Here is a 26017-nt window from a genome sequence, read left to right on the forward strand (position 1 = left end):
CTTCCGACCCCGGGCCCCCCCGATCAGCGGACCCCCGACTGGCAGTGCGGGCGGGACGGGGGGTTGGGGGGCACGGCCCCCGGGCCCCCGTTTCTCGTTCGCCGGAAGGGTCCGACGGCCACCGGAGGGCTCAGGGCCGCTTCTGCGGGCGGTACGCCGGAGGGCGGTCACCCTGGTCGGGGTGACCGCCCTCCGGCGCGCCTACGGGGCCTACTTGCCCTTGGCGGCTTCCTTGAGCTTCGAGCCCGCGGAGACCTTCACGCTGTAGCCGGCCGGGATGTCGATCGGGTCGCCGGTCTGCGGGTTACGAGCGGTGCGAGCGGCACGGTGGGTGCGCTCGAAGGTCAGGAAGCCGGGGATGGTGACCTTCTCGTCGCCCTTGGCGACGATCTCACCGACGGTCTCGGCGAGGGCGGCCAGCACGGCGTCGGCGTCCTTGCGGGTCACCTCGGCACGGTCGGCCAGGGCGGCCACCAGCTCACTGCGGTTCATGTTGTTACTCCCGTGTTCTTCTTGCCTGTGAGGCGTGAGATCGAAGCCGATGCTGCCAGGGCCCTCGGACAGTCCCCGGACCCGGGTCTGTCATGAGACCTCGCGCCTGTGGGGTCTCCCCTGGACGTAGTCCTTGGGGAAGCATCCTGCCCCCACCTGCGGCGGGAAAGCCAATCCGGCACCCTCCGGAGTCACACGAAAAGCGCCACTGCCTCGTCGTGGTGACGTTCCGTCGACTCCCTGAAGCGGTCCGCAGCGGGTGCGGACTTCTGCGGGGCTCGCTGCCCGCCCACCCTAAAGGGGCGTTTGGGGTGCCGTGACCCGCGACGCGCCGTGGGTCAGGCCAACGTGGGGGCACCGCGGCCGTGGGCGACGCCGGCAGGGGCCGTGGTGGGTTCTGTGAGTGGGGTGGTTCAGCCGAGGTCCCCCGGGCCCGTCACAGCGCCGCCGGCACCCTTCGCGGCGTTCCGGACGGCTCCGGCGACCGCTCCCGCGACCCTCTCGTTGAAGACCGACGGGATGATGTAGTTGGCGTTCAGCTCGTCCTCGGCGACGACGTCGGCGAGGGCACGGGCCGCGGCGAGCATCATCTCCGTGTTGACCGTGCGGGACTGAGCGTCCAGCAGACCGCGGAAGACGCCCGGGAAGACCAGCACGTTGTTGATCTGGTTCGGGAAGTCGGAACGGCCGGTGGCGACAACCGCTGCGGTCTGGCGGGCGATTGCCGGGTCCACCTCGGGGTCCGGGTTCGCGAGCGCGAACACGATCGCACCGTCCGCCATCGCCGCGACGTCGTCGCCGTCCAGCACGTTCGGGGCGGAGACGCCGATGAAGACGTCGGCGCCCACGACCGCCTGCTTGAGGGTGCCGGTCATCGACTCGGGGTTGGTGTTCTCGGCGATCCAGCGCAGCGGCGAATCGGCGTCGGCGGAGACCAGGTCCTCGCGGCCCGCGTGCACCACGCCGTGGATGTCGGCGACGACAGCGTGCTTGACGCCTGCCGCGATGAGCAGCTTCAGGATGGCCGTACCGGCGGCTCCGGCGCCGGACATGACGACCCGTACGTCCCCAATTCCCTTGCCCACCACGCGCAGTGCGTTGGTCAGCGAGGCCAGGACGACGATCGCGGTGCCGTGCTGGTCGTCGTGGAAGACGGGGATGTCGAGGGCCTCGCGCAGCCGTGCCTCGATCTCGAAGCAGCGGGGTGCGGAGATGTCCTCCAGGTTGATGCCCGCGAAGCCGGGGGCGATCGCCTTGACGATCTCGACGATCGCGTCGGTGTCCTGGGTGTCCAGACAGATCGGCCAGGCGTCGATGCCGGCGAACCGCTTGAAGAGGGCCGCCTTGCCCTCCATGACCGGCAGGGCCGCCATCGGGCCGATGTTGCCGAGGCCGAGCACCGCGGAGCCGTCCGTCACAACTGCGACGGAATTGCGCTTGATGGTGAGGCGGCGTGCGTCCTCGGGGTTCTCGGCGATCGCCATGCAGACCCGCGCCACACCCGGGGTGTAGATCATCGAGAGGTCGTCACGGTTGCGGATGGGGTGCTTGGACGCCATCTCGATCTTGCCGCCGAGGTGCATCAGGAACGTACGGTCGGAGACCTTGCCCAGCACGACACCCTCGATGTCGCGCAGACCTTCGACGATCTCGTCCGCGTGCGAGGTGGAGGAGGCCGCGATGGTGACGTCGATCCGGAGCTTTTCGTGACCGGAGGCGGTCACGTCGAGGCCGGTGACGGACCCGCCGGAGGACTCCACGGCCGTGGTGAGCTGGGAGACCGCTGTGCCGCTCGCGGGCACCTCCAGCCTGACCGTCATCGAGTACGAGACGCTGGGCGCCGTTGCCATGGCCGAGTCCTTCGCTTTCCCTAGCTTCATTGCCACGCGGCCGGGGCGTTCGCCTCGGACGCGCTTCCCGATATTCGCACCTACTGGTGGGTAGACGGTAATGACTGCCGTGTTTCGGAAAGCAGTTTCCACCATACGAGATATGACGGGGTGAGCGGAACCCCAACCGGGGAGACGATCACGCCAGGGCCACAGACAAGAACAGACCCGCGCCACCGGAAGGTGACGGGGTCTGTCTTCTCACTGAAACGGCACCGACCCGCCATGCTCGCCTCGCGGCAAGTGGTCGCTCGTAGCGACGAAGGTTGGGCCCGGGGGCTTGGATCGAGCCGGTGCCGACACCAGGCTAACAAAGACCCCGCAGAAGTGATTCCCCCATCGCGGGTTGACTTCTCCCCTCCGGTCCCCCCGCGCCCCGACAGGCTCTCAGTCCCTCAGCAGGTCCGGCACACCGTCCTCGTCGGGCAGGTCCCGCTCCCCCGACACCACCGTCAGCTGCTGCGTCGCCCGGGTCAGCGCCACGTACAGCACCCGCAGACCGGCGGGTGACTCGTCCGCGATCTCCGCGGGCGAGACGACCACCGTGGCGTCGTACTCCAGGCCCTTCGCCTCCAGGCTGCCCAGCGCCACCACCCGGTCGCCGAGCTCCGCGAGCCACTTCCGGGCCTGGGCGCGCCGGTTCATCGCGACGACGACACCGACCGTGCCGTCCACCTCGCCGAGGAGCCGCCGCGCCTCCTCCCGTACGGTCCCGGCCGGATCGCCGTCGCGTACGGCCACGAAGCGGGGCTCCACGCCCGTCGAACGGACGGCGGCCGGGGACTCCATGCCGGGCATCGCGAGCGCCAGCACCCTCGACGCGAGTTCCGCGATCTCCGCCGGGTTGCGGTAGTTGACGGTGAGCGTGAAGTGGCGGCGCGGGCGCTGGCCGAGCGCCTCGTCGCGCGCCTCCGCCGCCTCGTCCGGATCCGACCACGAGGACTGCGCCGGGTCGCCGACGATCGTCCAGGTGGCCGTCCGGCCGCGGCGGCCGACCATGCGCCACTGCATGGGCGTCAGGTCCTGCGCCTCGTCGACGATGACGTGCGTGTACTCCGTGCGCTCCGCCGCGAGCCGCTCGGCCCGCTCGCGCCGGGTCTCCTCGCGCTGCGGCATCAGCTCCTCCAGACCGGAGAGCTGGTCCAGCGGATCGAACTCGCGCTTCTTCTTCGGCCGGTGCGGGGTGCCGAGCAGTGTGTGCAGCTCGTCGAGGATCGCCACGTCGTGCACGGACAGGGGGCCCTGACCGGCGCTGTCCAGTCGCTTCAGCGAGCGGGCGAGGCGGCGCACCTCGCCCTGGTTGAGGACCCGGCGCGCCCACCGGCCGAGCCGCTTCTCGTCGGCCATCGCGGCGAGCACCCCCCGCGGGGTGAGCTCGGGCCACCAGGCGTTCAGGAACTCCAGGAACGGGGTCTCGGTGGAGACGTCCTCGTCGAAAGAGGTACGCAGTTCCGCGGCGAGTTCCGGGTCGGTGTAGCGGCCCCGGCCGGAGGACTTGTTCCACAGGGCGTCCAGGAGCAGCCTGCGGGCGCGCGGACGCAACAGGTTGACCGGGGCGGTGCCGCCGAGGACGGACTGCCGGATGCGGTGGAGCTCGTCGGCGTTCAGCTCCACGCGGGCGCCGAAGGCGACGACGCGCAGCCGGGCGGGGGTGGTGAGGGGCGTGGCAGCCCCGTCCCCGGACTCGTCGGGGTCGCCGAACGACAGCTGGCCGTCCTGCTCGTTCCGTGGCGCGCCGGGGGTCCGCGGCTGTTCCAGCGCCCCGCGGGCCGCCTTGCGCAGCACCTGGAGCATCCGGGAGGAGCCCTTGATCCGCGCGACGGCCGGTTCGTCGTACGTGGTGGCGCCCTCGACACCGGCCGCCTCGTCGGAGAGCGAGCCGACCGCACGGATCGCGACCTGCCCCTCCTCGCCGAGCGAGGGCAGCACCCCTTCGGTGTACGCGACGAGGAGCGGGGTCGGTGAGACGACGAGGATGCCGCCCGCGTACCGCCGCCGGTCCTGGTAGAGCAGGTACGCGGCGCGGTGCAGGGCCACGGCGGTCTTGCCGGTGCCGGGGCCGCCGGAGACCTCGGTGACGGACGCGGCGGGCGCCCGGATCACCAGGTCCTGCTCGGCCTGGATGGAGGAGACGATGTCCCGCATGGTGTGGCTGCGGGCCTGGCCGAGCGCCGCCATCAGCGCGCCGTCGCCGATCACGGGCAGCTTGTCGCCGTCCTTGTACGCGGTCAGCTCCGGGCGCATCAGGTCGTCCTCGACCCCGAGGACCTTGCGGCCCTTGGAACGGACGACCCGGCGTCGCACCACCCGGCCCGGGTCCTTCGGCGTCGACCGGTAGAACGGCGCGGCGGCCGGTGCCCGCCAGTCGATGACCAGCGGTGCGTAGTCGGAGTCGAGGACCCCGATCCGGCCGATGTGGAGCGTCTCCGCGATATCGGCGGTGCTGTCGTCGCGTACGGCGTCGTCGGCCGGTTCGACGGAGGTGTACGCGCCGTCCGGGCCGCGCTCGCCGTCCTTGCCGAGCAGCAGATCGATCCTCCCGAAGAGGAAGTCCTCGAACTCGCTGTTCAGCCGGTTGAGGTGGATCCCGGCCCGGAACACCTGGGCGTCGCGCTCGGCGAGCGCACCCGGGGTACCGACCTGGCCGCGCTTGACGGCATCGTTCATGAGGAATTCCGCCTCGTGGATCTTCTCCTCAAGGCGGTGATAAACACGGTCGAGATGTTCCTGCTCGACACCGATTTCCCGGTCCCGCAACGAATCGACAGCGGCATCCTGCGCGGCCACCGAGGCCCCCTTCTGACGTGCATTGGGCAGCCGTCAACCCTATGCGAAGGGGGCCCGCCGCGCACCTGCCGCGGGCCCGGATCACGCGCGTCGCAGGTATCGATTGCGCGTCGGCCCCCCTGGCGGGTGCGTCCGCGGCCCGATTTCCCCGATGCCACCCCTACGCGTCGATGTCCACCAGCCGTTTGCCGTCGAAGGTCCGCACCTCGAAATGGTCGATGTCGGCGCGGTCCATCGCCGCGCCGCCGTGGACGTAGAGCGGGTACTTCGCGGACGGGTGCGTGGAGTCCTTGATGCCGTAGCCCCACTTCGGGACGGACCAGGAGGTGACGACCTCCTCATCGCCGCTCTTGGACACGGCGATGAGGCTGCACTTCTCCGGACCCCTGACGTTCTTGAGCTCCAGCACCGCGTGTGTGCCCCACGCCTTCTTCTCCATGCCGACGGTGGCGGCGACCTTGGTGGTGGGGTCGGTCGCCTGCACCTTCTCCTGCATGTGGTGGAAGAACGCGTCCTCGGCGGGGCTGGTGGGGTGCGGGCCGGCGGCCCGGGTCGTGCCGCTGTCACCGCCGGTGGCCGTGACCGCGACGACCGGACCGCCGATGATCAGCGCCGCTGCCGCCGCCACCAGATACATGCCGCGCCGCTTGCGCCGGGCCCGTTCGGCCGCGACCTCGTCGACCAGCCGGTCGAGCACCCGGGGTGCGGGCGGCTCCGGAACGTACGGGACGGGCCGGGCACCGGGCACGGTGGCGGGGGCCTCGGCGAGCATCGCGAGCATGGGTTCCATCCCGGCGAACTCGTCGAGATGGGCGGCGCAGAGCGCACAGCCGGCCAGATGCGCTTCGAAGGCGGACGCTTCGGCGTCGTCCAGGATGCCCAGGACGTACGCACCGGCGGCGTCGTGCTCCGGCCCTTCCGCCGCCGCGCCGGAACCGGAACCGCCGGAACTGCCGCGCCCGCCGAAGCCGCCGAAGTCATCGGGACCGCCGAAGCCGCCCGGACCGCCGGGGAACACGGGCCGGCCACGGGGACCTGTGGGGCCGGTGGGGCTGGAGGGACCGGTCGGCCGGGGCCCGAAAGGCTCCCACTCGTGGTCGCTCATGCCGTGATCCCCCTCTCTTCGAGTGCGAGCTTCATCGAGCGCAGTGCGTAGAAGACCCGGGACCGCACCGTGCCGCTGGGTATGCCGAGCACCTCTGCGGCCTCATCGGCCGTACGTCCCTTGAAGTAGGTCTCGACCAATGCTTCCCGATGGGCAGGGGTCAAATCGTCGAGCGCATCCGAGAGCGTCATCAGCCACAACGCCTTGTCGATCTCGTCCTCCGCGGGAATGACCTCCAGCGGCGACGGATCGACCTCGTGCGGCCGGGCCCGCCGGCTGCGGTGGCCGTCGATGACGATGCGCCGGGCGACCGTCACCAGCCAGGGGCGGACGGAGCCGCTCACCCGGTTGAGCTGACCGGCGTTCTTCCAGGCACGGATGAGCGTTTCCTGCACCACGTCCTCGGCCCTCTGGCGGTCGCCGGCGACGAGGCGGAGCACGTACGCCAGCAACGGTCCGGCGTGTTCGCGGTAGAGCGCCCGCATCAGCTCCTCGTCCGGAACGGCGGAGGGTGACGCGGGCGGTTCACTGCGATGTCGAGCCCTGTGCGGACGGTCATCGGCCACGGCCGCATCCTTGCGCACCCGAACCTCCCGGTCGAGACCCTGCGGAGCTCCTTGGCCATCGAATACGGAGGCGGGCCGCGATCCATTCAAAGCAGTTCAAGATTTTTCACGTGGACACGATGTACCTGTGCGCGATGGTTCACGCGGGCACGTCCGCCGGGGCGGCGAGCGCCGCCGCCCGACGCCGGTGCCGGGCCACCCGCTCCCGGTTCCCGCACACCTCGCTGGAGCACCAGCGGCGCCGCCTCCCCCGTGACGTGTCGAGGTAGAGCCGTCGGCAGTTGTCGCCCTCGCAGCGGCGGAGCCCGGCCCGGGCCTCCGGGTCCGTCAGGAGTTCCACGACGTCGCGGGCGACGGCGGCGAGCAGCGCCCCGCATTCGGGCTCGGCGCTGAACGCCCGCACCAGCGCTCCGTTCCTGGCGCGCACGGCCCGCAGTCCCGGCGGCGGGGCGGCGGCGAGTTCATTGACCCGCTCCAGCGCGCCGTCGGCGCCGCGGCCGCCGAGCTCGGCGGTCAGCAGCCGGTCGACGCCCGTCCGCAGCAGACGGAAGCTCAGGAGCCAGGTGTCGTCGACGACATCGAGACATGTGCCCTTCGGGACGAGTCCGGCGGCCACCAGCCAGTCGGCGAGCCGGTCTGTCCCGTCGAGCAGTTCGCAGGTGCCGGAGGTTCCGATCCCCGTCGCCACCAGGTCCAGGCAGAGCCGCCCGGAGTCGAACCGCCAGTCGCACGAGCCCTTGCCAGCCGCCATGTGCATGTCACCGCCTCGGGTCGCCGGTGGGAGCCACCACCAGAGTGCCCCTCGGCGGCCCGGCCCGTAACCCCTCCCACCACGCGGGCCGCCCCCGAACTCCCCGCGTAGGGTGAGGCCATGAGCGAAGACCCCCGCGCGGCCGCCTTCTCGGCCGGACTCCTGCTGCTGCGGCCCTGGCGCCAGGACGACATACCCGCGCTGGTCGAGGCGTATCGCGATCCGGGGTTGCGCAACCGGCTGTTGCATCTCGTCGCGGACGAGGCGGACGCGGAACGCTGGCTGCGGGTGCAGGCCGAGGGCCGGGAGTCCGGCACCCGGTTCGACTTCGCCGTCGTCGACACGGCGCGCGGCGACGAACTGGTCGGCGATGTGGCGCTGAAGTACCCGCACCCCGGATCCGGTTCGGCCGAGGTCGGCTACTGGACGGCGGCGTGGGCGCGCGGACGCGGGATCGCCCCGCAGGCGGTCGAAGCGCTCACCGGCTGGGCGTTCACCGCCTTCGCCGCGGACGGTCTTCGACGGCTCGAACTGATCCACCAGGTGGACAACGAAGCCTCGTGCCGGGTCGCGGTCAAGAGCGGGTACGCCTTCGCGGAGATCCTCCCGGCCCGCGCGCCGTGGCCGCTCGACGGGCATCTGCACGTCCGGCACGCGGAGTAGGCCGGGAACTCGGCGCGCAGGGCCGACGAGCTCAGCCTGCCGGCGGCCCGTCGTGCAGGATCCGCTGGAACAGCCGGTGGTCCCGCCACTCGCCGTTGATGTGCAGATAGCGCGGAGCCGTACCGAACTCCTCGAAGCCGCACTTGGTGAGCACGCGCTGGGATGCCACGTTGTCGAGCACGGTCCCGGCCTCCACGCGGTGCAGCCGCAGCTCGTCCCTGGCCACCGTGCAGATCCGCTGCACGGCGGCGGTGGCCAGACCGCGCCCGGCGTACGTGACATCGACCCAGTAGCCGAGCACGGCGCTGCAGAACGGGCCGAGCACGATGTTGGAGAGTGTGAAACCGCCGACCGCACGGTCCTCGGCATCGGCGATCACCCAGGGCATCACCCGCCCCGCCTCACGGTCCGCCAGCATCCCGGCCAGACGCTCCCGCTGCCCCTGCTCGGTGTAGAAGGCGTCGGGCCGTACGGGTTCCCAGGGCTGCATGTACGTACGGCTGCGGGTCAGTGCACCGGCGAGCGAGGCGGCGTCGCCCGGGGTGGCGGGACGGAGTCGTACCTCCGCGTCGAGCCGGTGAGTGTCATTGATCATCCCTGCACGGTAGCCCGGCGCGGTTGCGGCCCGCTCACCCCTGTGCGCCCCCACTCCCCCTCACGGCGCCGGCTTCCGCCGGCCGTTCCGCTCCCGCACGCGTTGCAGCGCGCAGCGCCGCTCCCCCGGCCCGCGCAGGTGACTCCTCACCACGCTCGCGGTGTACGCCGCTGCCTTCCTGGTCACCTCTCGCCGTACCGCTCACCAACGCCCTTGCCGACGCGGAAATCCGGCACGGATCGCCGATCCCGCCGCCGTGCGGGAACGGTTCGAGGACGTGCGGGGGCGCCTGGGACGCCGTACGGGCCGTCCTGTGCACCGGCGCACTCGCCCTGCTCCTGCGCGCCTTCTTCCTGTCGGCCCGTCGGCGCCCTCAGGAGTCCGCGTACTTGGCGTCCGCCGCCGGGTCCAGCGCCAGCCGGTAGCCGCGCTTGACGACCGTCTGGATCAGCCTCGGCACACCGAGTGCCGTACGCAGCCGGGCCATCGCCGTCTCCACGGCGTGCTCGTCCGTACCGCTGCCGGGCAGGGCGCGCAGCAGGTCCGCGCGGGTCACCACCCAGCCCGGCCTGCGGGCCAGGGTGTGCAGCAGGGCCATGCCGGCGGGCGGCACCGCGCGCAGTTCGTCGTCGACGAGGACGGCGTGACCGCGGATCTCGACCCGGTGGCCGGCGATCGGCAGCGTGCGTGCTCCGCCGGGCAGTTCGCGGCAGAGCAGCTGGACGAGCGGGCCGAGCCGGAAGCGTTCGGGCTGGATGGTGTCGATGCCGCGGGCCTGCAGCGGCAGTGCGGTGACCGGGCCGACGCAGGCCGAGACGACTTCGCCCTGCAGGGCGCTCAGGATCTCCGGAAGCAGCCCGCGCTTCTCGGCCCGGCTCAGGAACGAGGCGGCAGCGGGGGCGCTGGTGAAGGTCAGCGCGTCCAGGCCGCGGGCGGCGGTGATGTCGAGCAGCCGGTCGAGCGGGGCGAGGTCCTCGGGTTCCATCCAGCGGTAGACGGGTACGCCGACGACTTCGGCACCGCCCGCCCGGAGCGACTCGACAAAGCCGGGCAGCGGTTCGCCGTGCAACTGCAGGGCGATACGACGGCCCTCGACACCCTCGTCGAGGAGCCGGTCCAGGACCTCGGCCATGGACTCGGACCCCGGCGACCAGGCCTCGGTGAGACCGGCGGCCCGGACGGCGCCCTTGACCTTCGGACCGCGGGCCAGCAGCTCGACGCCGCGCAGCCGGTCCAGCAACCGGTCGCCGATGCCCCAGCCGTCGGCGGCCTCGATCCAGCCCCGGAAGCCGATCGCGGTGGTGGCGACGACGACGTCGGGAACCTGGTCGATGAGTTCCTCGGTGGCGGCGAGGAGTTCACTGTCGTCGGCGAGCGGCACGATCCGCAGGGCGGGCGCGTGCAGGACGGTGGCCCCCCGCCGCCGCAACAGGGTGCCGAGTTCCTCCGCCCGCCGTGCGGCGGTCACCCCGACCGTGAACCCCGCGAGGGGCCCGTGCTGTTCGTCGTCGCGCATGTGGCCTACCCGGCTCTCGTCCCGCTGCTGTTCGATGATGCGGAGGACCGAGCCTGCCAACGATGCGTGACAGGCTCGGTTCCCCCGTATTTCCCGCCTGTTACGTCACGCGACGCCGAACGGTCACGATCACACCTCCGCGTAGCCGAGCTGCGGCCTTGCGGGGACTGCGGCGACGCGGCGACGGTATACCGCCCACGTGACCGTGAAGCACAGCGCGTAGAAGACGAGGAAGTACCAGAAGGCCGTCGTACCCGTGCCCGCGGTCCGGAAGGACTGCCGGAACGCGAGATTGATGGCGAGTCCGCCGAGCGCGCCGACCGCCCCGATGAGCCCCATGGCCGCACCGGAGAGCCGTCGCCCGTGGGCGGCGGCCTCCTCGCCGCGCAGCCCCTGGGCGATCGCCTTGGCGTGGAAGATGCCGGGGATCATCTTGTACGTCGATCCGTTGCCCAGTCCGGTGAGGACGAACAGGGCGATGAACCCGACGAGGAACACGGTGAGCGACGCGATGCCGGAGGCGTACACGACGACGCCGGTCGCGGCGGCCATCGCGGCGAAGTTCCACAGAGTGATCCGGGCGCCGCCGTACCGGTCGGCGAGCCACCCTCCCGCGGGCCGGATCAGAGAGCCGAGGAGCGGCCCGATGAAGGTGAGCGAGGCGGCCTGCAGCGGGGTCCGGCCGAACTGGGTCTGGAGGACCAGTCCGAAGGCGAAGCTGTAGCCGATGAAGGAGCCGAAGGTGCCGATGTAGAGCACCGACATGATCCAGGTGTGCGGGTCGCGGACGGCGTCCTTGGCAGCCCCGGTGTCGTTCTGCACGGGGGTCAGGTTGTCCATGAAGGACGCGGCGCACAGAGCGGCGACGACGATCAGAGGTACATACACGGCGAGCACGATCCGCGGGTGGGTGGCGCCCGCCGTGCCGATCACCAGCAGCCCGGCGAGCTGCACGACGGGGACGCCGATGTTGCCGCCGCCCGCGTTGAGCCCGAGCGCCCAGCCTTTCTTGCGGAGCGGGAAGAACGCGTTGATGTTCGTCATCGACGAGGCGAAGTTCCCGCCGCCGATCCCGGCGAGCGCGGCCACCACGAGGAAGGTGGTGTACGAGGTCCCGGGCTCCATCACGAGGTATGCGGCGACGGTCGGCACGAGGAGGGTCAGGGCGCTGAACACCGTCCAGTTCCGCCCCCCGAACCTGGCGACGGCGAACGTGTACGGAACCCGGACCAGGGCCCCGACCAGCGTCGCCGTCGAGATCAGGAAGAACTTCCCGGCCGGGTCGATCCCGTACTCCGGCCCCATGAACAGGACCATCACCGACCACAGGGTCCAGATCGAGAACCCGATGTGCTCGGAGAGCACGGAGAACCACAGATTCCGGCGGGCGATCCGCTCGCCCTTCTCCTGCCAGAAGATCTCGTCCTCCGGCTCCCACTGCTCGATCCACCTGCCGGCCATCACGCCTCCACGGTTCACGTTCCACGGGTGTCGGGTCGTCTGCCTCGACGCTAGGGAGCGTGCGTTTCGGTGCGGTGCTGCGAGGTGACCGGTGGGCAACCTTGCTCTCACCGGGCCGGCGGCGGCCCGGTGAGGAGGGGGACGGTCACCGCGTGGCCGGTGCGTTCCTCCGTCTCCTGGACGCACCGGTCGGCCACAGTCGGGGGCTGCGCTTCGCCGCGACGTCCTCGACCCAGCCGACCGCGAGGATCATCAGCGCCAGCAGCGGCCAGACCAGGACCAGCATCAGTTCCGCGTACGAGGAGCTGATGTACGTACCGAGGTGGTCACCGACCCAGGGGACGGTCCACAGCTGGTCTATGAGCGGCGAGGTCGCCATGATCAGCAGGTTGTGCCAGAGGTAGATCGTCACCGCGCGGTTGTTGGCAAGGGTGATCAGGCTGTCCATGCGGGCCAGCCTGCCGGGGAGCTGCTGCCAGGACGGTGCGTACCGGAGCAGAATCGCGCAGAAGCCGAGCGACCAGGTCGCCTGGGCCAGCGGGATCTCGTCGAGGTTCCAGCCCTCCTCCGTCAGATGCGCCGAGGCCCACCACAGTCCGAACGCCATCACGAGCGCGGCGAGCGAGACCGTCAGATAGCGCGGGATCTTCTTCAGCAGCCCGTCGTGATGGGCGAAGCCGAGAATCCAGCAGGAGCCGAACACCGCGAAGTCGACAAGCCCCTCGCCGGTCTCCCCGGGGACGGTGACCAGTCCGGTGCCGATCACGGCGGTGAGGCCGAGCGGGGCGAGCAGCGTCGGCCAGGGCAGTCTGCGGAAGGTCTTCAGCAGCAGCGGCGAGGCGAGCACGAACCAGAGGTAGGCGCGGATGTACCAGAGCGGGCCGACGGCCTGGTCCGCCCAGGACACCTCCAGAAAGCCGCCCGCCGAGCCACTCTCCCAGGGGTACGGCGGGGCGCCGACCGGAAGGATGTAGCAGCCCAGCTTGATGAACCACCAGATGCCCTCCTCCTTCAGGGGCTTCCAGCCGAGCGCGAACATGACCGGGACGACGACCGCGGCGAACGCCCACATCGGGGGCAGCAGACGGCGTAGCCGGGCACGGACGACAGCCGGGGCGGGGCGGTCCAGCGACCGTGCCATCAGCGAACCCGCGAGGGCGAACATGACGCCCATGGAAGGGAACAGGACCGTCAGCCAGGCCCAGCCGAAGGTGTGGAAGACGACGACACGGACCAGGGCGACGGCGCGCAGCAGGTCGAGATAGCGGTCGCGGCCCGGCTTCTTCGCGGCGGGCGGGGCGGCGGTCTCCGGTGCCGGTGCGGCGGACCGTCCCGGCACCGGCGCCGGGACCGGGTGGGGCGGGGGGAATGCAGAGGTGTAACTGCTCGTCATGCGACGGGCCTCCGATCGTTGCCGTGCCTGCCCTGGCTCACCATCACGCCGGGCGTTTCCACCACTCCGGTACGGCGCAGCTTCTGCCAGCGCAGCCGGCCGCCGGTGAGTGCGGTGATCCAGGACTGGAGCAGCACCACGTACATGAGCTGCCGGTAGAGGATCTGCTGGAGGGGCAGCGAGATCAGATGGGTCATGCGTTCCCGGTCGAGCCGGAAGGCGTACGCGGCGCAGACGGCCTGCACCGCGAGGACGCCGAGCCAGGCGGCGACAGTCTTCTGGGTGGGGCCGAAGACCAGCCCGTACAGCAGAAAGACATCGATGAGGGGTGCGAGCAGCGGGGCGACGACCATGAACAGGGCGACGAACGGCAGCCCGACGCGCCCGAAGCGGCCGGACGGTCCGCGTTCGATGACGGCCCGGCGGTGCTTCCAGATCGCCTGCATGGTGCCGTACGACCAGCGGTACCGCTGCGACCACAGCTGCTGCACGGTCTCCGGCGCCTCGGTCCAGGCGCGGGCGTCCTCGGCGTAGACGACCTGCCAGCCGTCGCGGTGCAGCGCCATCGTGACGTCGGTGTCCTCGGCGAGGGTGTCCTCGCTCATGCCGCCGATCCGGTCCAGCGCATCACGGCGGAAGGCGCCGACCGCGCCGGGGATGGTCGGCATGCAGCGCAGCATGTCGTACATCCGGCGGTCGAGGTTGAAGCCCATCACGTACTCGATGTGCTGCCAGGCACCGATCAACGAGTCGCGGTTGCCGACCTTGGCGTTCCCGGCGACGGCGCCCACCCTCGGGTCGGCGAACGGCTGGACGAGTTCGCGGACGGTGGCGGGTTCGAAGACCGTGTCGCCGTCCATCATCACGATGATGTCGTACCGGGCGTGCGCGATGCCGTTGTTGAGGGCGGCGGGCTTTCCGGCGTTGCGCCGGCGGATGACGCGGACGTTCGGCAGCCGCAGCCCCTCGACGATGTCCGCCGTGCCGTCCGTGGAACCGTCGTCGATGACGATGATCTCGATGGGGTGGTCGCTCGCCGCCAGGGAACGCACGGTGTTGGCGATGCATTCGCGTTCGTTGTACGCGGGCACCAGCACCGAGACGGGACGGGTGAACGCGGCTCCCCGGCCGAAGTCCCGCCCGCGGACCTTCCGGGCGTGCAGGAAGGACAGCAGCAGCATCAGGCCGAAGCGGGCGATGACGAGCACCCCGATGACGGCGAGCCCGGCCACCAGCACGTCGGTGAGGTTCTCCGAGAGGCCGACGGCGTACACGAACGCCTTGCCCTTCCACAGCGCGAACCCGGTCACGGGCGTGTGCGCGCTGGGGGCGCCGAGGGCGGTGGTGAGGTTGGTGAACGTGTAGCCCTGCTGCTGCATCCGCGGGAGGAACTCGTCGAGCGCCGCCACGGTCTGGGACCGGTCGCCGCCGGAGTCGTGCATCAGGATGACGGCGCCCCTGCCGCCCTTGGGCGTGGCCCGCTCGATGATCGCGGGGACGCCCGGGCGCTTCCAGTCCTCGCTGTCGGTGTTGTTGACGACGGTGAGATAGCCCCGGGTGCCGACGTGCTGGGTGACCGGCCAGGACTCGTTGTCCATCGCGTCGGCGAACGACGAGTACGGGGGCCGGAACAGGGACGTACGGATACCTGCCGCGCCTGCCAGGGCCAACTGGTTCTGGGACAGCTCCCAGTCGATACGGGAGTGGGACTGGTAGGAGAGATCGGGATGGCTGAAGGTGTGCAGCCCGACCTCGTGCCCCTCCTCGACCATGCGGTGGACCAGTCCGGGGTAGCGCGACGCCATGGTTCCGGTGACGAAGAAGACGCCGTGCGCGTCGTACTTCTTCAGCGCGTCGAGGACCCGCGGGGTCCACACCGGGTCGGGACCGTCGTCGAAGGTCAGCACGATCCGGTGGTCGGGGACGCTCAGCGACTTGGCGGGCCCGGTGGTGCTCCGGGCATCGATGACCGGACCGCCGTCGAGGATCCTCTCGGGCACCTGGTCGGTGGCCGCCGGGGCCTGAATGCGGTGGTCGGCGAGGATTTCGCTGTGCACGTAACCGCGCAGCATCAGCATGGCGAGCAGGGCAACGAGGAAGACGGACGGCAGCAGATAGCGCATGGGAAGCCTGCGCCGCCGGTTCCGCTTCTGTCGGTTGTGCCCGCCCCGCGAAGCGGGGGTGGTCATCTAGTGGGTGCCTTCTTGCTCTTGCGCGGGAGGATCCGGGGACTCGGTGGGCAGCGCAGTCGTCTGCGTGGGACCGGGATCGACGGGCGGCGTCGTGGTGGCGGCGGGAGACTCGGGGGCCGACGTCGACGGGGAGGGCTTCGTACCGCCGCCGGCCGTGTCGCCCGTGGAGGTGACGCCGGCGGCGGGCTTCGACGGGGCCTTGCCAGGGGCGGACACGGACGGGGAGCCGGATCCGGCGCTGCCCGAAGGCTTCGCGCGGACGTCGGCCGCCGGATCCGCCGCTGTGGCGCCCGGTGCCGCGCCCACCGGCACGACCGTGTCCGCGCCGGCCGACGGAGTGGGTGGCGTCCGGACCTCGTCCGCCTTCTTGTGCTGATTCTGGCCGGAGAGCGGCAGCCACGGCGCAGTGGAATTACCGCCGAGCAGGGCGACGACCAGCGTCACCGCGTAACAGGCACAGACCGCGGCAAGGACCCAGCCCAGACGCCTGAACGTCTTGCTGCGCCGGCCGCTCTCGTCGACGAAGACCGGACCGTCGGAGCCTTCCGGGGCTCCCGGTTCGGCCGAGAGCTCGGAGAGCTGACGTCCGAGACCGTCGCGCTGGACGGTGACGTCGTTCCATTCGTGCGTGTGCCCGGACCGGGCACCTTCACGCCAATTTTCCACAGGTGTAGGCACATCCCACTCAGGTAAACGGGCGCGCACGTTTCAGCCGGTCACGTACCGGCGGACCGGGCCCCCACCCAGTTCGCGCGCCCTTCAGCACCTTGCACCCGGAGGATGAATGTAGCGCACAGAGCTGACGAAAATAGCCCTGAACGAGTGATGCCCACGACGCGGGATACACCGCTTTCACACGGCCTGCGGCCGGGCGACAGGTCCGTAACCGCACGTCCGATCCCCGTTTGTCCATGACGGAGTTGATGGATCGTTGGCCACCAATCGGCCAATCAGCCGCCCCTCTTGGACAGATGTTCCTATCGTGTGGGCACTTCATGAGGATCGAGAACGACATGTCGGTCATCCTCATCGCGGCACGCCTCACGGCCACCTTGTCCGGCTGTGCCGCGGCAGTGCCCGGATGGCTGCCTCCGCGGCTGTCCGGATACGTGGCACGCCCCCGGGCCCGGGGGATCGGCATGGCCGGCATCGGCCTCTTCGCCCTGCCCCACGTCCCCCGACAGGCTCTGAGCCGCCCGACGCGCCGAACCGCCTCCGGACCGCCTTTTCACGCCTACGACATCAGCACCAGATCGCCCTCGGGAAGCCAGCTCCCGGCGGGTACCTCCAGCCCCCGCTCCGCCGCCGTCACCCCCGCCGCGACCCGCCGCAGCGCGTCCACCCCGGGGTGCTTCAGCCCCTTGCGCCACACCAGCGACACCGGTGACAGCGGTACGGGGTCGACCAGCGGCCGTACGACCATCCCCGGCACCTCGATGAACTCGGTACTCGCCAGCACCGACCAGCCCTGCTTCCGCACCACCCGGACGAACTCCTCCTCCCCCACGATCTCCGGGAACGGGGCCACCAGTTCGATCCCCCGCCCCGCGAAGAGCCGCTCCGCGAGGTCGGTCCACTCCGCCGTGGCCGGGTTGCCCGCCGCCGCGTACAGCCGTTCCCCCGCCAGCGCCGCCATCGGGACCCGGTCGAGCGGGGCCAGGGGATGGTCGTCGCGCAGCAGGACGGTCAGCCGTTCGAAGCAGACCGGCTGATGCGCCAGCCCCGCCCGTACCGCCGGATCCAGCCCCGCGACCCGGCCGAAGGAGACATCGAGCCGCCCGGCCAGGATCTCCGCCGCCGCCCCCGTCAGCCCGCTCAGATAGCGCGCCACGAACTCCACCCCCGGCGCCGCGTCGCGAGCGAGCCCGAGCAGCCGGTGGCCCGTCCCGACCGGGGCGCTGACGTCGACCAGCAGCGGGCGCGTCTGCACCGCCCAGGCGGCGCGGAGGTCGTCGTGGGCGGCGATCACCCGGCGGGCGTGCGGCAGCAGCCGTTCGCCGTCGGGTGTGAGGGAGACCTGGCGGGTGCTCCGTACGAACAGCTCCGCACCGAGCTCGCGCTCCAGTCGGCGGATGTCGCGGCTGAGCGCCTGCTGGGCCAGGTAGAGCCGGGCGGCGGCACGGGTGAAGTGCAGCTCCTCGGCGACGGCGACGAAGGCGCGCAGCAGCCGCGGCTCGATATCGGAGGAGGTCACGGGCCCGAATTTACAACACAGGTGCGTGAATGGGTGCGGAGCAGGTGTTGGACCGCACAGGCCGGCCACCGCGAGGGTTGAGCCATGCCGTACGACACTCCCACCACGCCCCTGCATGCCGTCTCCGGAGACATGCTGGTGATCGCCCCACGGACCGGCGCTCCCGTCCGCCGCACCTCCACCAACCCGTACCGCCGACTGCTGGCCACCCCCGGCGCCCGCGCCTTCACGGCGGGCAATCTGATCGCCCGGCTGCCGATGGGCATGTTCAGCGTCAGCGCGGTCATCATGATCGCCGGGTCGCGCGGTTCGTACGCCCTGGCCGGGGCGGTCACCGCGACCGGGCTCGCCTCGACCGCCGTGGTCGCGCCGTGGACGGCCCGGCTCGTCGACCGGTACGGCCAGGCCCGGATCGCCGTGCCCGCCACCGCGATCGCCGTGCTCGGCTCGCTCGCGCTGCTGCTCTGTGTGCACTACGACGCCCCGGACTGGACGCTCTTCGCCGCCTACGCCGCGACCGCCACCACCCCCAACACCGGTGGCATGTCCCGTGCCCGGTGGGCCCATCTGCACCGCGGCGACCCGGCCGCCCTGCACACCGCGAACTCCTTCGAACAGGCCGCGGACGAGCTGTGCTTCATGCTCGGCCCCGCGCTCGCCGCGTTCCTGTGCGCGGCGCTCTTCCCGGAGGCCGGGACACTCATCGGTGCGGTGCTGCTGATGACGGGCGTGCTGATCTTCGCCGCTCAGCGCGCCACCGAACCCCCGGTGGCGCCCGGCACACGGGCGGGCTCCCCGCTGCGCACCAGGGGCATGCCCGCACTGCTCGCCGCCTTCCTCGCCACCGGCGCGGTCTTCGGCGCCATGGAGGTCGTCACGATCGCGCACGCCGGAGGCGCGATCCTGGCGCTCCAGGCGGGCGGCTCGTGCGTGGCGGGACTGCTCTACGGGTCGCTGCGCCCGGCCGTGGACATCCGGCAGCGGCTCCTGTGGTGCCTGGCGGGGATGACGGCGCTGATGTCCCTGCCGCTGCTCGCCGCCTCGTCGACCGATTCGCTCCTCGCGCTGGCCGGCAGTCTGCTGCTGGCCGGCGCGGCGACGGCGCCGACGATGGTCACCGGGATGACGCTGGTGCAGCGGCTGACCCCCGAGGGTCAGTTGAACGAGGGCATGACGCTCTCCGTCACCGCGCTGCTGGGCGGTATCGCGGCCGGTTCGGCGACCGGCGGCTGGATGGTGGAAAACGCCGGGACGGTCACGGCGTACGTGGTGCCGGGGTGCGCGGCGGTGCTGGCGCTCGCGGTGGCGGCGGCCGGGATCCGCGTGCGCGGCAACGGCACGTGACCCCGTAACGGCGCGAGGGCGCGCACCCGCACACAGAACGAGGACCCCGCTGCCGGTGGGCAACGGGGTCCTCGTTCACATGGGAATTGTGGAGATGGCGGGAATCGAACCCGCGTCCAACGGTGCAGAATCAGGGCTTCTCCGAGCGCAGTTCGCTGCGATTTTCTCGGCCCCGGAGATCTCGCGAACAAGTCTCCGACGGGCTCAGTCACTGTTTGATTTCCCACCGAACCCCGTGACCGGGCTCAGTGGTTTAGTCCCCTAGATTATGCCAGGGTCCGGGTCGGGAACACTCCCGGGCTGACACCCATTAAGGGTCCCTCACTCACTGCTTATTAGGCAGCGAGGGCGAAGGACTGGGAATCGCTCTTGGAATTGGCGATTATTGGTTGCGACATATGGTTTACGAGATCATTGCCGCTTCCTCGGCTCGCTTCCCCTGCTTCGACATCCGCTGTCGAAACCGATCATCCCCATGTTGATTTTTCAAAGGCGCACCCGCTGTGCGGTGCAGTCCCATCCTACGTGACCGACGTGCGACGGTGCCAGCCTATTCCTGCCGGAGCGCGCTCAGGCGCTCCGCTGCCGCCGCCGGGCCGCCGAGATCGCACGGTTCGTCTCGCGCAGGTCCTGCTTCTCGCGCAGCGTCTGCCGCTTGTCGAACTCCTTCTTGCCCTTGGCGAGCGCGATCTCGACCTTGACCCGGCCGTCCTTGAAGTACAGCGCGAGCGGCACGATCGTGTGCCCCGTCTCCTGCGACTTCGACTCCAGCTTGTCGATCTCGGCCCGGTGCATCAGCAGCTTGCGCTTGCGCTTGGCGGAGTGGTTGGTCCAGGTCCCCTGCACGTACTCGGGGACGTGCACGTTGTGCAGCCACGCCTCGTGCCCGTCGATCTGGACGAAGCCGTCCACCAGCGAGGCCCGGCCCAGCCGCAGCGACTTGACCTCGGTGCCCATCAGTACGAGACCGCACTCGTAGGTGTCGAGGATGTGGTAGTCGTGCCGCGCCTTCTTGTTCTGCGCGATGAGCTTGCGCCCTGTGTCCTTTTCCTTAGCCATAGTGCGACCATTTTCGCACTACGACCCACCCCCGAGGCCACTCAATACTGTCTCGGCCCGCCGGAGGGCCCGGGAGGAGACCACGAGGTCCGGGGTGATGCCGCGGCCGTCGACGCTGCGGCCCGCCGGCGTGCGGTAGTGGCCGACGGTCAGCTCGGCCACCGAGCCGCCCGGGAGCCTGCTGGGCATCTGCACGGACCCCTTGCCGAAGGTGCGCGAGCCGACCGTGACGGCACGGCCCCGGTCCTGGAGGGCTCCGGTCAGCAGCTCGGCCGCACTCATGGTGCCGCCGTCGACGAGGACGACGACCGGACGGTCCGTGTCACCGCCCGGCGTGGCGTAGAGGGCCCGCTGCACGCCGTGCACGTCGTACGTGGCGACCAGTCCGCCGTCGAGGAATCCGGAGGCGGCGACCACCGCCTCGGTGACCAGCCCCCCGGAATTGCCCCGGAGATCGAGCAGCACCCCGGCACCCGCCGGTGCGTCCCGGACCGCGTCGCGGATCCTGGCGCCCGAGCCCTTGGTGAACGAGTCGACCTTGATCAGTACAGCTGCGGGGGAAGCGGAACGGTCCGGTCCGAGCTGCTTCGCCCCGAGCGTGCGGACCGTGACGGCCTCGACGGTGAGCCGGGCCCGGGTCAGCGTCAGCGCCCTGGCCGGGCCGGTGCCGCGCTGCACCCCCAGCACGACGGTGGTGCCCACGGCAGCGCTCGTACGGTCCCCGCGCAGCAGGGCGACCACCTCGGAAACGGGGCGCCGGTCGACCCGGCGGCCGTCGACGGTACGGAGCAGATCGCCGGGCTCGATGCCGGCCAGGTCGGCGGGACCGCCGGGCTGGACCCGGGCCACCGCGACCAGTCCGCCGGCGGAGCGCTTCGCGGCCAGGCCGACGCCCGTGTAGGAGCCGTCGAGGGCCTGCTCGAACTCCTCGTACTCCCGCTCGTCGTACACCGCGCCCCAGCGGTCCCCGCTGCGGCTGACGGCTTCCTCGGCCGCCTCCGTACTCGACTTGCCGTCGGCCATCGCCTCGGCGGCGGCGGCGGCGATCTCGTCGCGGTCGACGGTGGAGGCGACGGAACGGGCCTTTATCGCCGCGGTCCTCTCGTCGTCCTGCGGCAGCGACCCGGTGGCCGCCGCCGTGGCGAGGACGCTCGCGAAGACCAATGTCAGGGCCGCCCCGCGGCCGAAGCCGCGAGGCCGGAGACGATGCGTGGGGCCCGACATGGCGACGAGTCTAGGACAACGCGCCGAGGGCGCACGGCCGGTTGGCCGCACGCCCCACGGGGCGCATGTCACACCTTGAGGTACTTGCGGAGCGCGAAGAGCGCGGCGACGGCGGGCATCAGCAGGCCGATCGCGAGGACCAGCGGCAGCTTGGTGAAGACCGCGTCCCAGCCGATGAAGTCGATCAGGTTGAGCTTCGACTGGAGGGCCAGACCGCCGTCGATCAGGAAGTACCGCCCGGCCAGCAGCATGACGCAGGCGAGCACGCCCCCGATGAGACCGGCGAACGCGGCCTCCATGATGAACGGCATCTGGATGTAGAAGCCGGAAGCACCGACGAGCCGCATGATGCCCGTCTCGCGGCGCCGGCTGAACGCCGAGACCCGGACGGTGTTCACGATCAGCATCAGCGCAATGACCAGCATCAACGCCATCACGAAGAGCGCGGCCACATTCATGCCGTTCATCAGACCGAAGAGGTTGTCCAGGATCCCTCTCTGGTCCTGGACGGACTGCACCCCGTCACGTCCGGCGAAGGCGGTGGCGACGACCTTGTACTTCTTCGGGTCGTGAAGCTTGACCCGGAACGACTCCTGCATCTGGTCCGACGTGATGTTGCCGGCCATCGGCGAGTCGCCGAACTGCTCCTGGTAGTGGTCGAACGCCTCGGCGGCCGACTCGTGGGTGACCTTCTCGACGGCCTTCATCTTCCGGAGGTCGGTCTCGATCGCCTCCCTCTGCTCACGGGTGACGGCGCCCTTGGCACACTTCGGCACCGACTCCGCGTCGCTCTTGTTGCAGAGGAAGATCGAGACGTTGACCTTGTCGTACCAGTAGTCCTTCATCGTGCTGACCTGTTCGCGCATCAGCAGCGCGCCGCCGAACAGGGCGAGCGAGAGGGCGACGGAGACGACGACGGCGAAGGTCATCGTGAGGTTGCGACGGAGGCCGACGCCGATCTCCGACAGGACGAACTGGGCGCGCATGGCGTCCTTTCAGTACTCGATGCTCAGCGGTTCGGCACGGCCGGTACCGCTCAGTGCTGATAGCCGTAGACGCCGCGGGCCTGGTCGCGTACAAGACGGCCCTGCTCCAGCTCGATGACGCGCTTGCGCATCTGGTCGACGATGTTCTGGTCGTGGGTCGCCATGATGACGGTGGTCCCGGTCCGGTTGATCCGGTCCAGGAGCTTCATGATGCCCACGGAGGTCTGCGGGTCGAGGTTGCCGGTCGGCTCGTCCGCGATGAGCAGCATGGGACGGTTCACGAACGCCCGCGCGATCGCCACGCGCTGCTGCTCACCACCGGAGAGCTCACCGGGCATCCGGTCCTCCTTGCCGCCGAGCCCGACGAGGTCGAGGACCTGCGGAACCGCCTTGCGGATCTCGCCGCGCGGCTTGCCGATGACTTCCTGGGCGAACGCCACGTTCTCCGCAACGGTCTTGTTGGGGAGCAGGCGGAAATCCTGGAAGACGGTGCCCAGCTGGCGGCGCATGTGCGGCACCTTCCAGTTGGACATGCGCGCGAGGTCCTTGCCGAGGACGTGGACCATGCCCTGACTGGCGCGCTCCTCACGGAGGATGAGTCGCATGAAGGTGGACTTGCCGGAGCCGGAGGAGCCCACCAGGAAGACGAACTCGCCCTTCTCGATATCGAGGGACACATCCCGTAGAGCGGGACGGCTCTGCCTCGGGTAGGTCTTGGAGACGTTGTCGAATCGGATCACGGATGCACCACGGTCGGCCGGGAGTAGGTGTGCGTGACCATACGCGACCCGGGCTCAGCCGTGCAGGCGCGCGTCCCTTGATGGGCGATTTATGGCGGAACGGAACCGGGCGGGGGCGCAACCGGAGCCGGAACGGACCGGGCGTTCTCCGGCGGGCCGCGCCGAATTCCGCGCGACCTGGCACAGTGGAGGGGGAACGGATGCGTTTCCAGCAGCGTTGTGCGGAGAGAAGGCGTATGCGGCTCCGCCGCGCGGGAGGAGGAAAGCGCATGACCTATGACCGACTGGTGTGCGCAAACTGCGCGGCGCCCGTCAACGAGGGCCGATGCCCCGTATGCCGGGCCAGCCGCGCACGGCTGCAGGAACAGGGCCAGGGACCGTTCGCGGGGCTGAGCCCGGCGTTGCTGGTCGCCCTGATGGTGGTGCTGGTGGGCGCGCTGGCGCTCCTGGCACACCAGACCGTGTAGCTGTCCGTAGTCACCCGCGCGGCGGGAGTGAGAGCATGCGGAAGGGCCCGGGACGTCATGTCCCGGGCCCTTCCGCGTACGTAGGTCCACCTGGCGGCCACAGGCCTTAGGCGACCGTACGACCGTTCACCAGACGCGGCAGGATCCGGAAGCCGATACCACCGGCGATCATCGTCGCCGCGCCGACCAGCAGGAACGTGGTCTCGGCCGCACCGGTCTCGGCGAGCTCGTCCTTGCCCTTGCCCTGCTCGACCGGCTGGTTGCCGACCGAGTCGGTGTCGGTGTTGTCCGCGCAGTGGGCGCCGTCGAGGTCGACGGTGCAGGTGCCGGTGTCGCCACCGGTGACCGAGCCGGTGCTGCCGCCCTTGTCGGCGGTGCCGCCACCGTTGCCGTTGCCACCGCCATTGTCGGCCGCACCACCCTGGTCACCGGCACCGCCCTGGTTGCCCGCGCCGCCCTGGCTGGTGGTACCGCCCTGGCTGGTGACGCCGCCCTGGCTGGTGGTACCGCCCTGGCTGGTGACGCCGCCCTGGCTGGTGGTACCACCCTGGCTGGTGACGCCGCCCTGGCTGGTGGTACCACCCTGGCTGGTGACGCCGCCCTGGCTGGTGGTACCACCCTGGCTGGTGGTACCACCCTGGCTGGTGACGCCGCCCTGGCTGGTGGTACCACCCTGGCTGGTGGTACCACCCTGGCTGGTGGTACCACCCTGGCTGGTGGTACCACCCTGGCTGGTGACGCCGCCCTGGCTGGTGGTACCACCCTGGCTGGTGACGCCGCCCTGGCTGGTGGTACCGCCCTGGCTGGTGGTACCGCCCGGGTCGGCGCCACCAGGTTCCCCGCCGGCCTCGTCGGCGATGGCGACCTGGGCGGTGACGGAGGCGTCACCGGCGTCCACGCCGATACCGATACCGACGGCCGACGCCACACCGGCAGCGGTGAGCGAGGCGCCTGCGGCGATTACCGCACCTGCGGCTATCCGCGCGACGCGTACTCGCGTCTTCTTGGTCATCTGCTGCTACCCCCAGTAGCTGTTCTCGTCAGTGGAGCAGCCATATGCGGGCTCACGGCTCTGCTGGGGTTGCGCACTCGGCCGGGGCCACGTCGTGCCGTAGCCAAGCCGCCCTCCCCGTTCACACCCGTCCCAGACATACGCATGCTGCAGTAGCACCCTGTCCAGAGATAAGAACTACGTCAAGCCCGTTCCGTACAATGTGCACCGTTTTGCTGCCGGTTGACCGTCATTCAGAATCACGACTGTGACGCAGTCACCATGGCGCCCACGCAACTCGCAGCCCCAACTCCCCTTCCCGGGACGGAATTCCGTGCGCCGGCCCGGCAGGGCCGGCTACCGAAAACGGCGGTGCCGGAACCCCTTGAGGAGCCCGGCACCGCCGTTCGTGCGCTTCGGTGGTTACTTCTCGCGCTGCTTCCGCCAGCGGATGCCTGCTTCCAGGAAGCCGTCGATCTCACCGTTGAAGACCGCTTCCGGGTTGCCGATCTCGAACTCCGTACGCAGGTCCTTGACCATCTGGTACGGATGCAGGACGTATGAACGCATCTGGTTGCCCCAGGAGTTGCCGCCGTCGCCCTTGAGCGCGTCCATCTTGGCCTGCTCCTCCTGGCGGCGGCGCTCGAGGAGCTTCGCCTGGAGGACGTTCATCGCGGATGCCTTGTTCTGGATCTGCGAGCGCTCGTTCTGGCAGGAGACGACGATGCCGGTCGGCAGGTGGGTCAGGCGCACCGCGGAGTCGGTCGTGTTGACGCCCTGGCCACCGGGGCCGGAGGAGCGGTACACGTCGACGCGGAGCTCGGACTCGTCGATCTCGATGTGGTCGGTCTGCTCGACGACCGGCAGCACCTCGACGCCCGCGAAGGACGTCTGGCGGCGGCCCTGGTTGTCGAAGGGCGAGATCCGGACGAGCCGGTGGGTGCCCTGCTCGACGGAGAGCGTGCCGTAGGCGTACGGGATCTGGACGGCGAAGGTGGTCGACTTGATGCCGGCCTCCTCCGCGTACGACGTCTCGTAGACCTCGGTCTTGTACCCGTGCCGCTCGGCCCAGCGGATGTACATGCGCTGGAGCTTCTCGGCGAAGTCGGCGGCGTCGACGCCACCGGCCTCGGCACGGATGTTGACCAGCGCCTCACGGGAGTCGTACTCGCCGGAGAGGAGCGTACGGACCTCCATCTCGTCGAGCGCCTTCTTGACGGACTCCAGTTCCCTCTCGGCCTCGGCGAGGGTGTCGGCGTCACCCTCGTCCTCGGCGAGCTCGAAGAGAACCTCAAGATCGTCGATACGGCCACGGAGGGCCTCGGTCTTGCGGACCTCGGCCTGGAGGTGCGAAAGCTTGCTGGTGATCTTCTGCGCCGCCTCCGGGTCGTCCCAGAGGGACGGCGCCGCCGCCTGCTCCTCGAGCGCGGCGATGTCCGCCCTCAGCGCTTCGAGGTCCAGGACGGCCTCGATCGACCCCATGGTCGAGGAGAGGGACTTCAGCTCTTCGGAAATATCGACGACTGCCACGGGTCCAGCGTAACGGCTGTCGGCTCGGACGATCCCCGGGCCGCCCTTTCCGCGGGGATCCGTGCGGTCGCA

22 protein-coding genes and 1 other RNA gene are annotated in these 26017 nt (G+C 70.4%); 3 read left to right on the top strand and 20 right to left on the bottom strand.

Annotated features, from left to right (window positions below):
• Nucleotides 1-210: 210 nt before the first annotated feature.
• The 6 genes from AB0I23_RS06480 to AB0I23_RS06505 form a co-directional block, all read right to left on the bottom strand.
• Complete coding sequence (locus tag AB0I23_RS06480) at nucleotides 211-492, bottom strand: HU family DNA-binding protein (RefSeq protein WP_037692421.1); 282 nt, start codon at nucleotides 490-492, stop codon at nucleotides 211-213.
• Nucleotides 493-905: 413 nt separating this feature from the next.
• Nucleotides 906-2342: an NAD-dependent malic enzyme gene (locus AB0I23_RS06485; RefSeq protein ID WP_359107383.1), complete on the bottom strand. Its 1437-nt coding sequence runs from the start codon at nucleotides 2340-2342 to the stop codon at nucleotides 906-908.
• 426 nt (nucleotides 2343-2768) lie between these two features.
• On the bottom strand, nucleotides 2769-5168 hold the full coding sequence (locus AB0I23_RS06490) for a HelD family protein (RefSeq protein WP_359107385.1): 2400 nt from the start codon (nucleotides 5166-5168) through the stop codon (nucleotides 2769-2771).
• Between the two features lie 160 nt (nucleotides 5169-5328).
• Nucleotides 5329-6273 (bottom strand): anti-sigma factor family protein, encoded by a 945-nt coding sequence (locus tag AB0I23_RS06495; protein WP_359107387.1) that lies wholly within the window; start codon nucleotides 6271-6273, stop codon nucleotides 5329-5331.
• Nucleotides 6270-6857 (bottom strand): sigma-70 family RNA polymerase sigma factor, encoded by a 588-nt coding sequence (locus AB0I23_RS06500; protein ID WP_359107389.1) that lies wholly within the window; start codon nucleotides 6855-6857, stop codon nucleotides 6270-6272. Before AB0I23_RS06500 ends, AB0I23_RS06495 begins: the two co-directional genes overlap by 4 nt.
• 121 nt (nucleotides 6858-6978) lie before the next feature.
• Nucleotides 6979-7590, bottom strand: a complete 612-nt coding sequence (locus tag AB0I23_RS06505; protein ID WP_359107391.1) for a CGNR zinc finger domain-containing protein — start codon at nucleotides 7588-7590, stop codon at nucleotides 6979-6981.
• 120 nt (nucleotides 7591-7710) lie between these two features.
• Here AB0I23_RS06505 and AB0I23_RS06510 point away from each other — a divergent pair, with 120 nt between their 5' ends.
• Complete coding sequence (locus AB0I23_RS06510) at nucleotides 7711-8253, top strand: GNAT family N-acetyltransferase (protein ID WP_359107393.1); 543 nt, start codon at nucleotides 7711-7713, stop codon at nucleotides 8251-8253.
• A gap of 31 nt (nucleotides 8254-8284) precedes the next feature.
• Here the strand turns inward: AB0I23_RS06510 and AB0I23_RS06515 are convergent, their stop codons facing one another.
• The 7 genes from AB0I23_RS06515 to AB0I23_RS06545 form a co-directional block, all read right to left on the bottom strand.
• Complete coding sequence (locus AB0I23_RS06515; RefSeq protein WP_359107395.1) at nucleotides 8285-8848, bottom strand: GNAT family N-acetyltransferase; 564 nt, start codon at nucleotides 8846-8848, stop codon at nucleotides 8285-8287.
• Between the two features lie 373 nt (nucleotides 8849-9221).
• Entirely contained in the window at nucleotides 9222-10364 is a 1143-nt protein-coding gene (locus tag AB0I23_RS06520; protein ID WP_359107397.1) for a uroporphyrinogen-III synthase, read from the bottom strand.
• Nucleotides 10365-10493: 129 nt separating this feature from the next.
• Nucleotides 10494-11825: a nitrate/nitrite transporter gene (locus AB0I23_RS06525; RefSeq protein ID WP_359107398.1), complete on the bottom strand. Its 1332-nt coding sequence runs from the start codon at nucleotides 11823-11825 to the stop codon at nucleotides 10494-10496.
• 145 nt (nucleotides 11826-11970) lie between these two features.
• The gene (locus AB0I23_RS06530) at nucleotides 11971-13218 is read right to left on the bottom strand and encodes an acyltransferase family protein (protein ID WP_359107399.1); all 1248 of its coding nucleotides are present in this window, start codon (nucleotides 13216-13218) and stop codon (nucleotides 11971-11973) included.
• A complete protein-coding gene (locus AB0I23_RS06535; RefSeq protein WP_436846880.1) occupies nucleotides 13215-15407 on the bottom strand; it encodes a bifunctional polysaccharide deacetylase/glycosyltransferase family 2 protein in 2193 nt (730 codons plus the stop codon). Before AB0I23_RS06535 ends, AB0I23_RS06530 begins: the two co-directional genes overlap by 4 nt.
• Nucleotides 15408-16076, bottom strand: coding sequence for a hypothetical protein (locus AB0I23_RS06540; RefSeq protein ID WP_359107401.1), 669 nt, complete (start codon nucleotides 16074-16076; stop codon nucleotides 15408-15410).
• Nucleotides 16077-16644: 568 nt separating this feature from the next.
• Nucleotides 16645-17604, bottom strand: coding sequence for a LysR family transcriptional regulator (locus tag AB0I23_RS06545; RefSeq protein ID WP_359107403.1), 960 nt, complete (start codon nucleotides 17602-17604; stop codon nucleotides 16645-16647).
• An 84-nt stretch (nucleotides 17605-17688) separates the two neighbouring features.
• Here AB0I23_RS06545 and AB0I23_RS06550 point away from each other — a divergent pair, with 84 nt between their 5' ends.
• On the top strand, nucleotides 17689-18948 hold the full coding sequence (locus tag AB0I23_RS06550) for an MFS transporter (protein WP_436846881.1): 1260 nt from the start codon (nucleotides 17689-17691) through the stop codon (nucleotides 18946-18948).
• Nucleotides 18949-19034: 86 nt separating this feature from the next.
• On the opposite strand, the gene ssrA is transcribed toward AB0I23_RS06550, so the two are convergent.
• The 5 genes from ssrA to ftsE form a co-directional block, all read right to left on the bottom strand.
• Nucleotides 19035-19423, bottom strand: a transfer-messenger RNA (tmRNA) gene (gene ssrA, locus AB0I23_RS06555).
• A 95-nt stretch (nucleotides 19424-19518) separates the two neighbouring features.
• Nucleotides 19519-20007 (bottom strand): SsrA-binding protein SmpB, encoded by a 489-nt coding sequence (gene smpB / locus AB0I23_RS06560; protein WP_359107404.1) that lies wholly within the window; start codon nucleotides 20005-20007, stop codon nucleotides 19519-19521.
• Nucleotides 20008-20025: 18 nt separating this feature from the next.
• Nucleotides 20026-21231 carry a S41 family peptidase gene (locus AB0I23_RS06565; RefSeq protein ID WP_359107406.1) on the bottom strand — a complete coding sequence of 402 codons (1206 nt, stop codon included), beginning with the start codon at nucleotides 21229-21231 and terminating at the stop codon, nucleotides 20026-20028.
• Nucleotides 21232-21299: 68 nt separating this feature from the next.
• Complete coding sequence (ftsX, locus tag AB0I23_RS06570) at nucleotides 21300-22217, bottom strand: permease-like cell division protein FtsX (RefSeq protein ID WP_359107408.1); 918 nt, start codon at nucleotides 22215-22217, stop codon at nucleotides 21300-21302.
• A gap of 50 nt (nucleotides 22218-22267) precedes the next feature.
• Nucleotides 22268-22957, bottom strand: a complete 690-nt coding sequence (gene ftsE, locus AB0I23_RS06575; protein WP_327337139.1) for a cell division ATP-binding protein FtsE — start codon at nucleotides 22955-22957, stop codon at nucleotides 22268-22270.
• 269 nt (nucleotides 22958-23226) lie between these two features.
• On the opposite strand from ftsE, the gene AB0I23_RS06580 reads away from it, so the two are divergent.
• The gene (locus tag AB0I23_RS06580; RefSeq protein ID WP_359107410.1) at nucleotides 23227-23424 is read left to right on the top strand and encodes a hypothetical protein; all 198 of its coding nucleotides are present in this window, start codon (nucleotides 23227-23229) and stop codon (nucleotides 23422-23424) included.
• 106 nt (nucleotides 23425-23530) lie between these two features.
• Here AB0I23_RS06580 and AB0I23_RS06585 read toward each other — a convergent pair whose 3' ends face one another.
• Complete coding sequence (locus AB0I23_RS06585) at nucleotides 23531-24436, bottom strand: hypothetical protein (protein WP_359107412.1); 906 nt, start codon at nucleotides 24434-24436, stop codon at nucleotides 23531-23533.
• Between the two features lie 402 nt (nucleotides 24437-24838).
• Nucleotides 24839-25945 (bottom strand): peptide chain release factor 2, encoded by a 1107-nt coding sequence (gene prfB / locus AB0I23_RS06590; RefSeq protein ID WP_359107414.1) that lies wholly within the window; start codon nucleotides 25943-25945, stop codon nucleotides 24839-24841.
• Nucleotides 25946-26017 lie beyond the last annotated feature (72 nt).

Source organism: Streptomyces atratus (assembly GCF_040655115.1).
In the GTDB taxonomy this organism is placed as follows: domain Bacteria; phylum Actinomycetota; class Actinomycetes; order Streptomycetales; family Streptomycetaceae; genus Streptomyces; species Streptomyces atratus_D.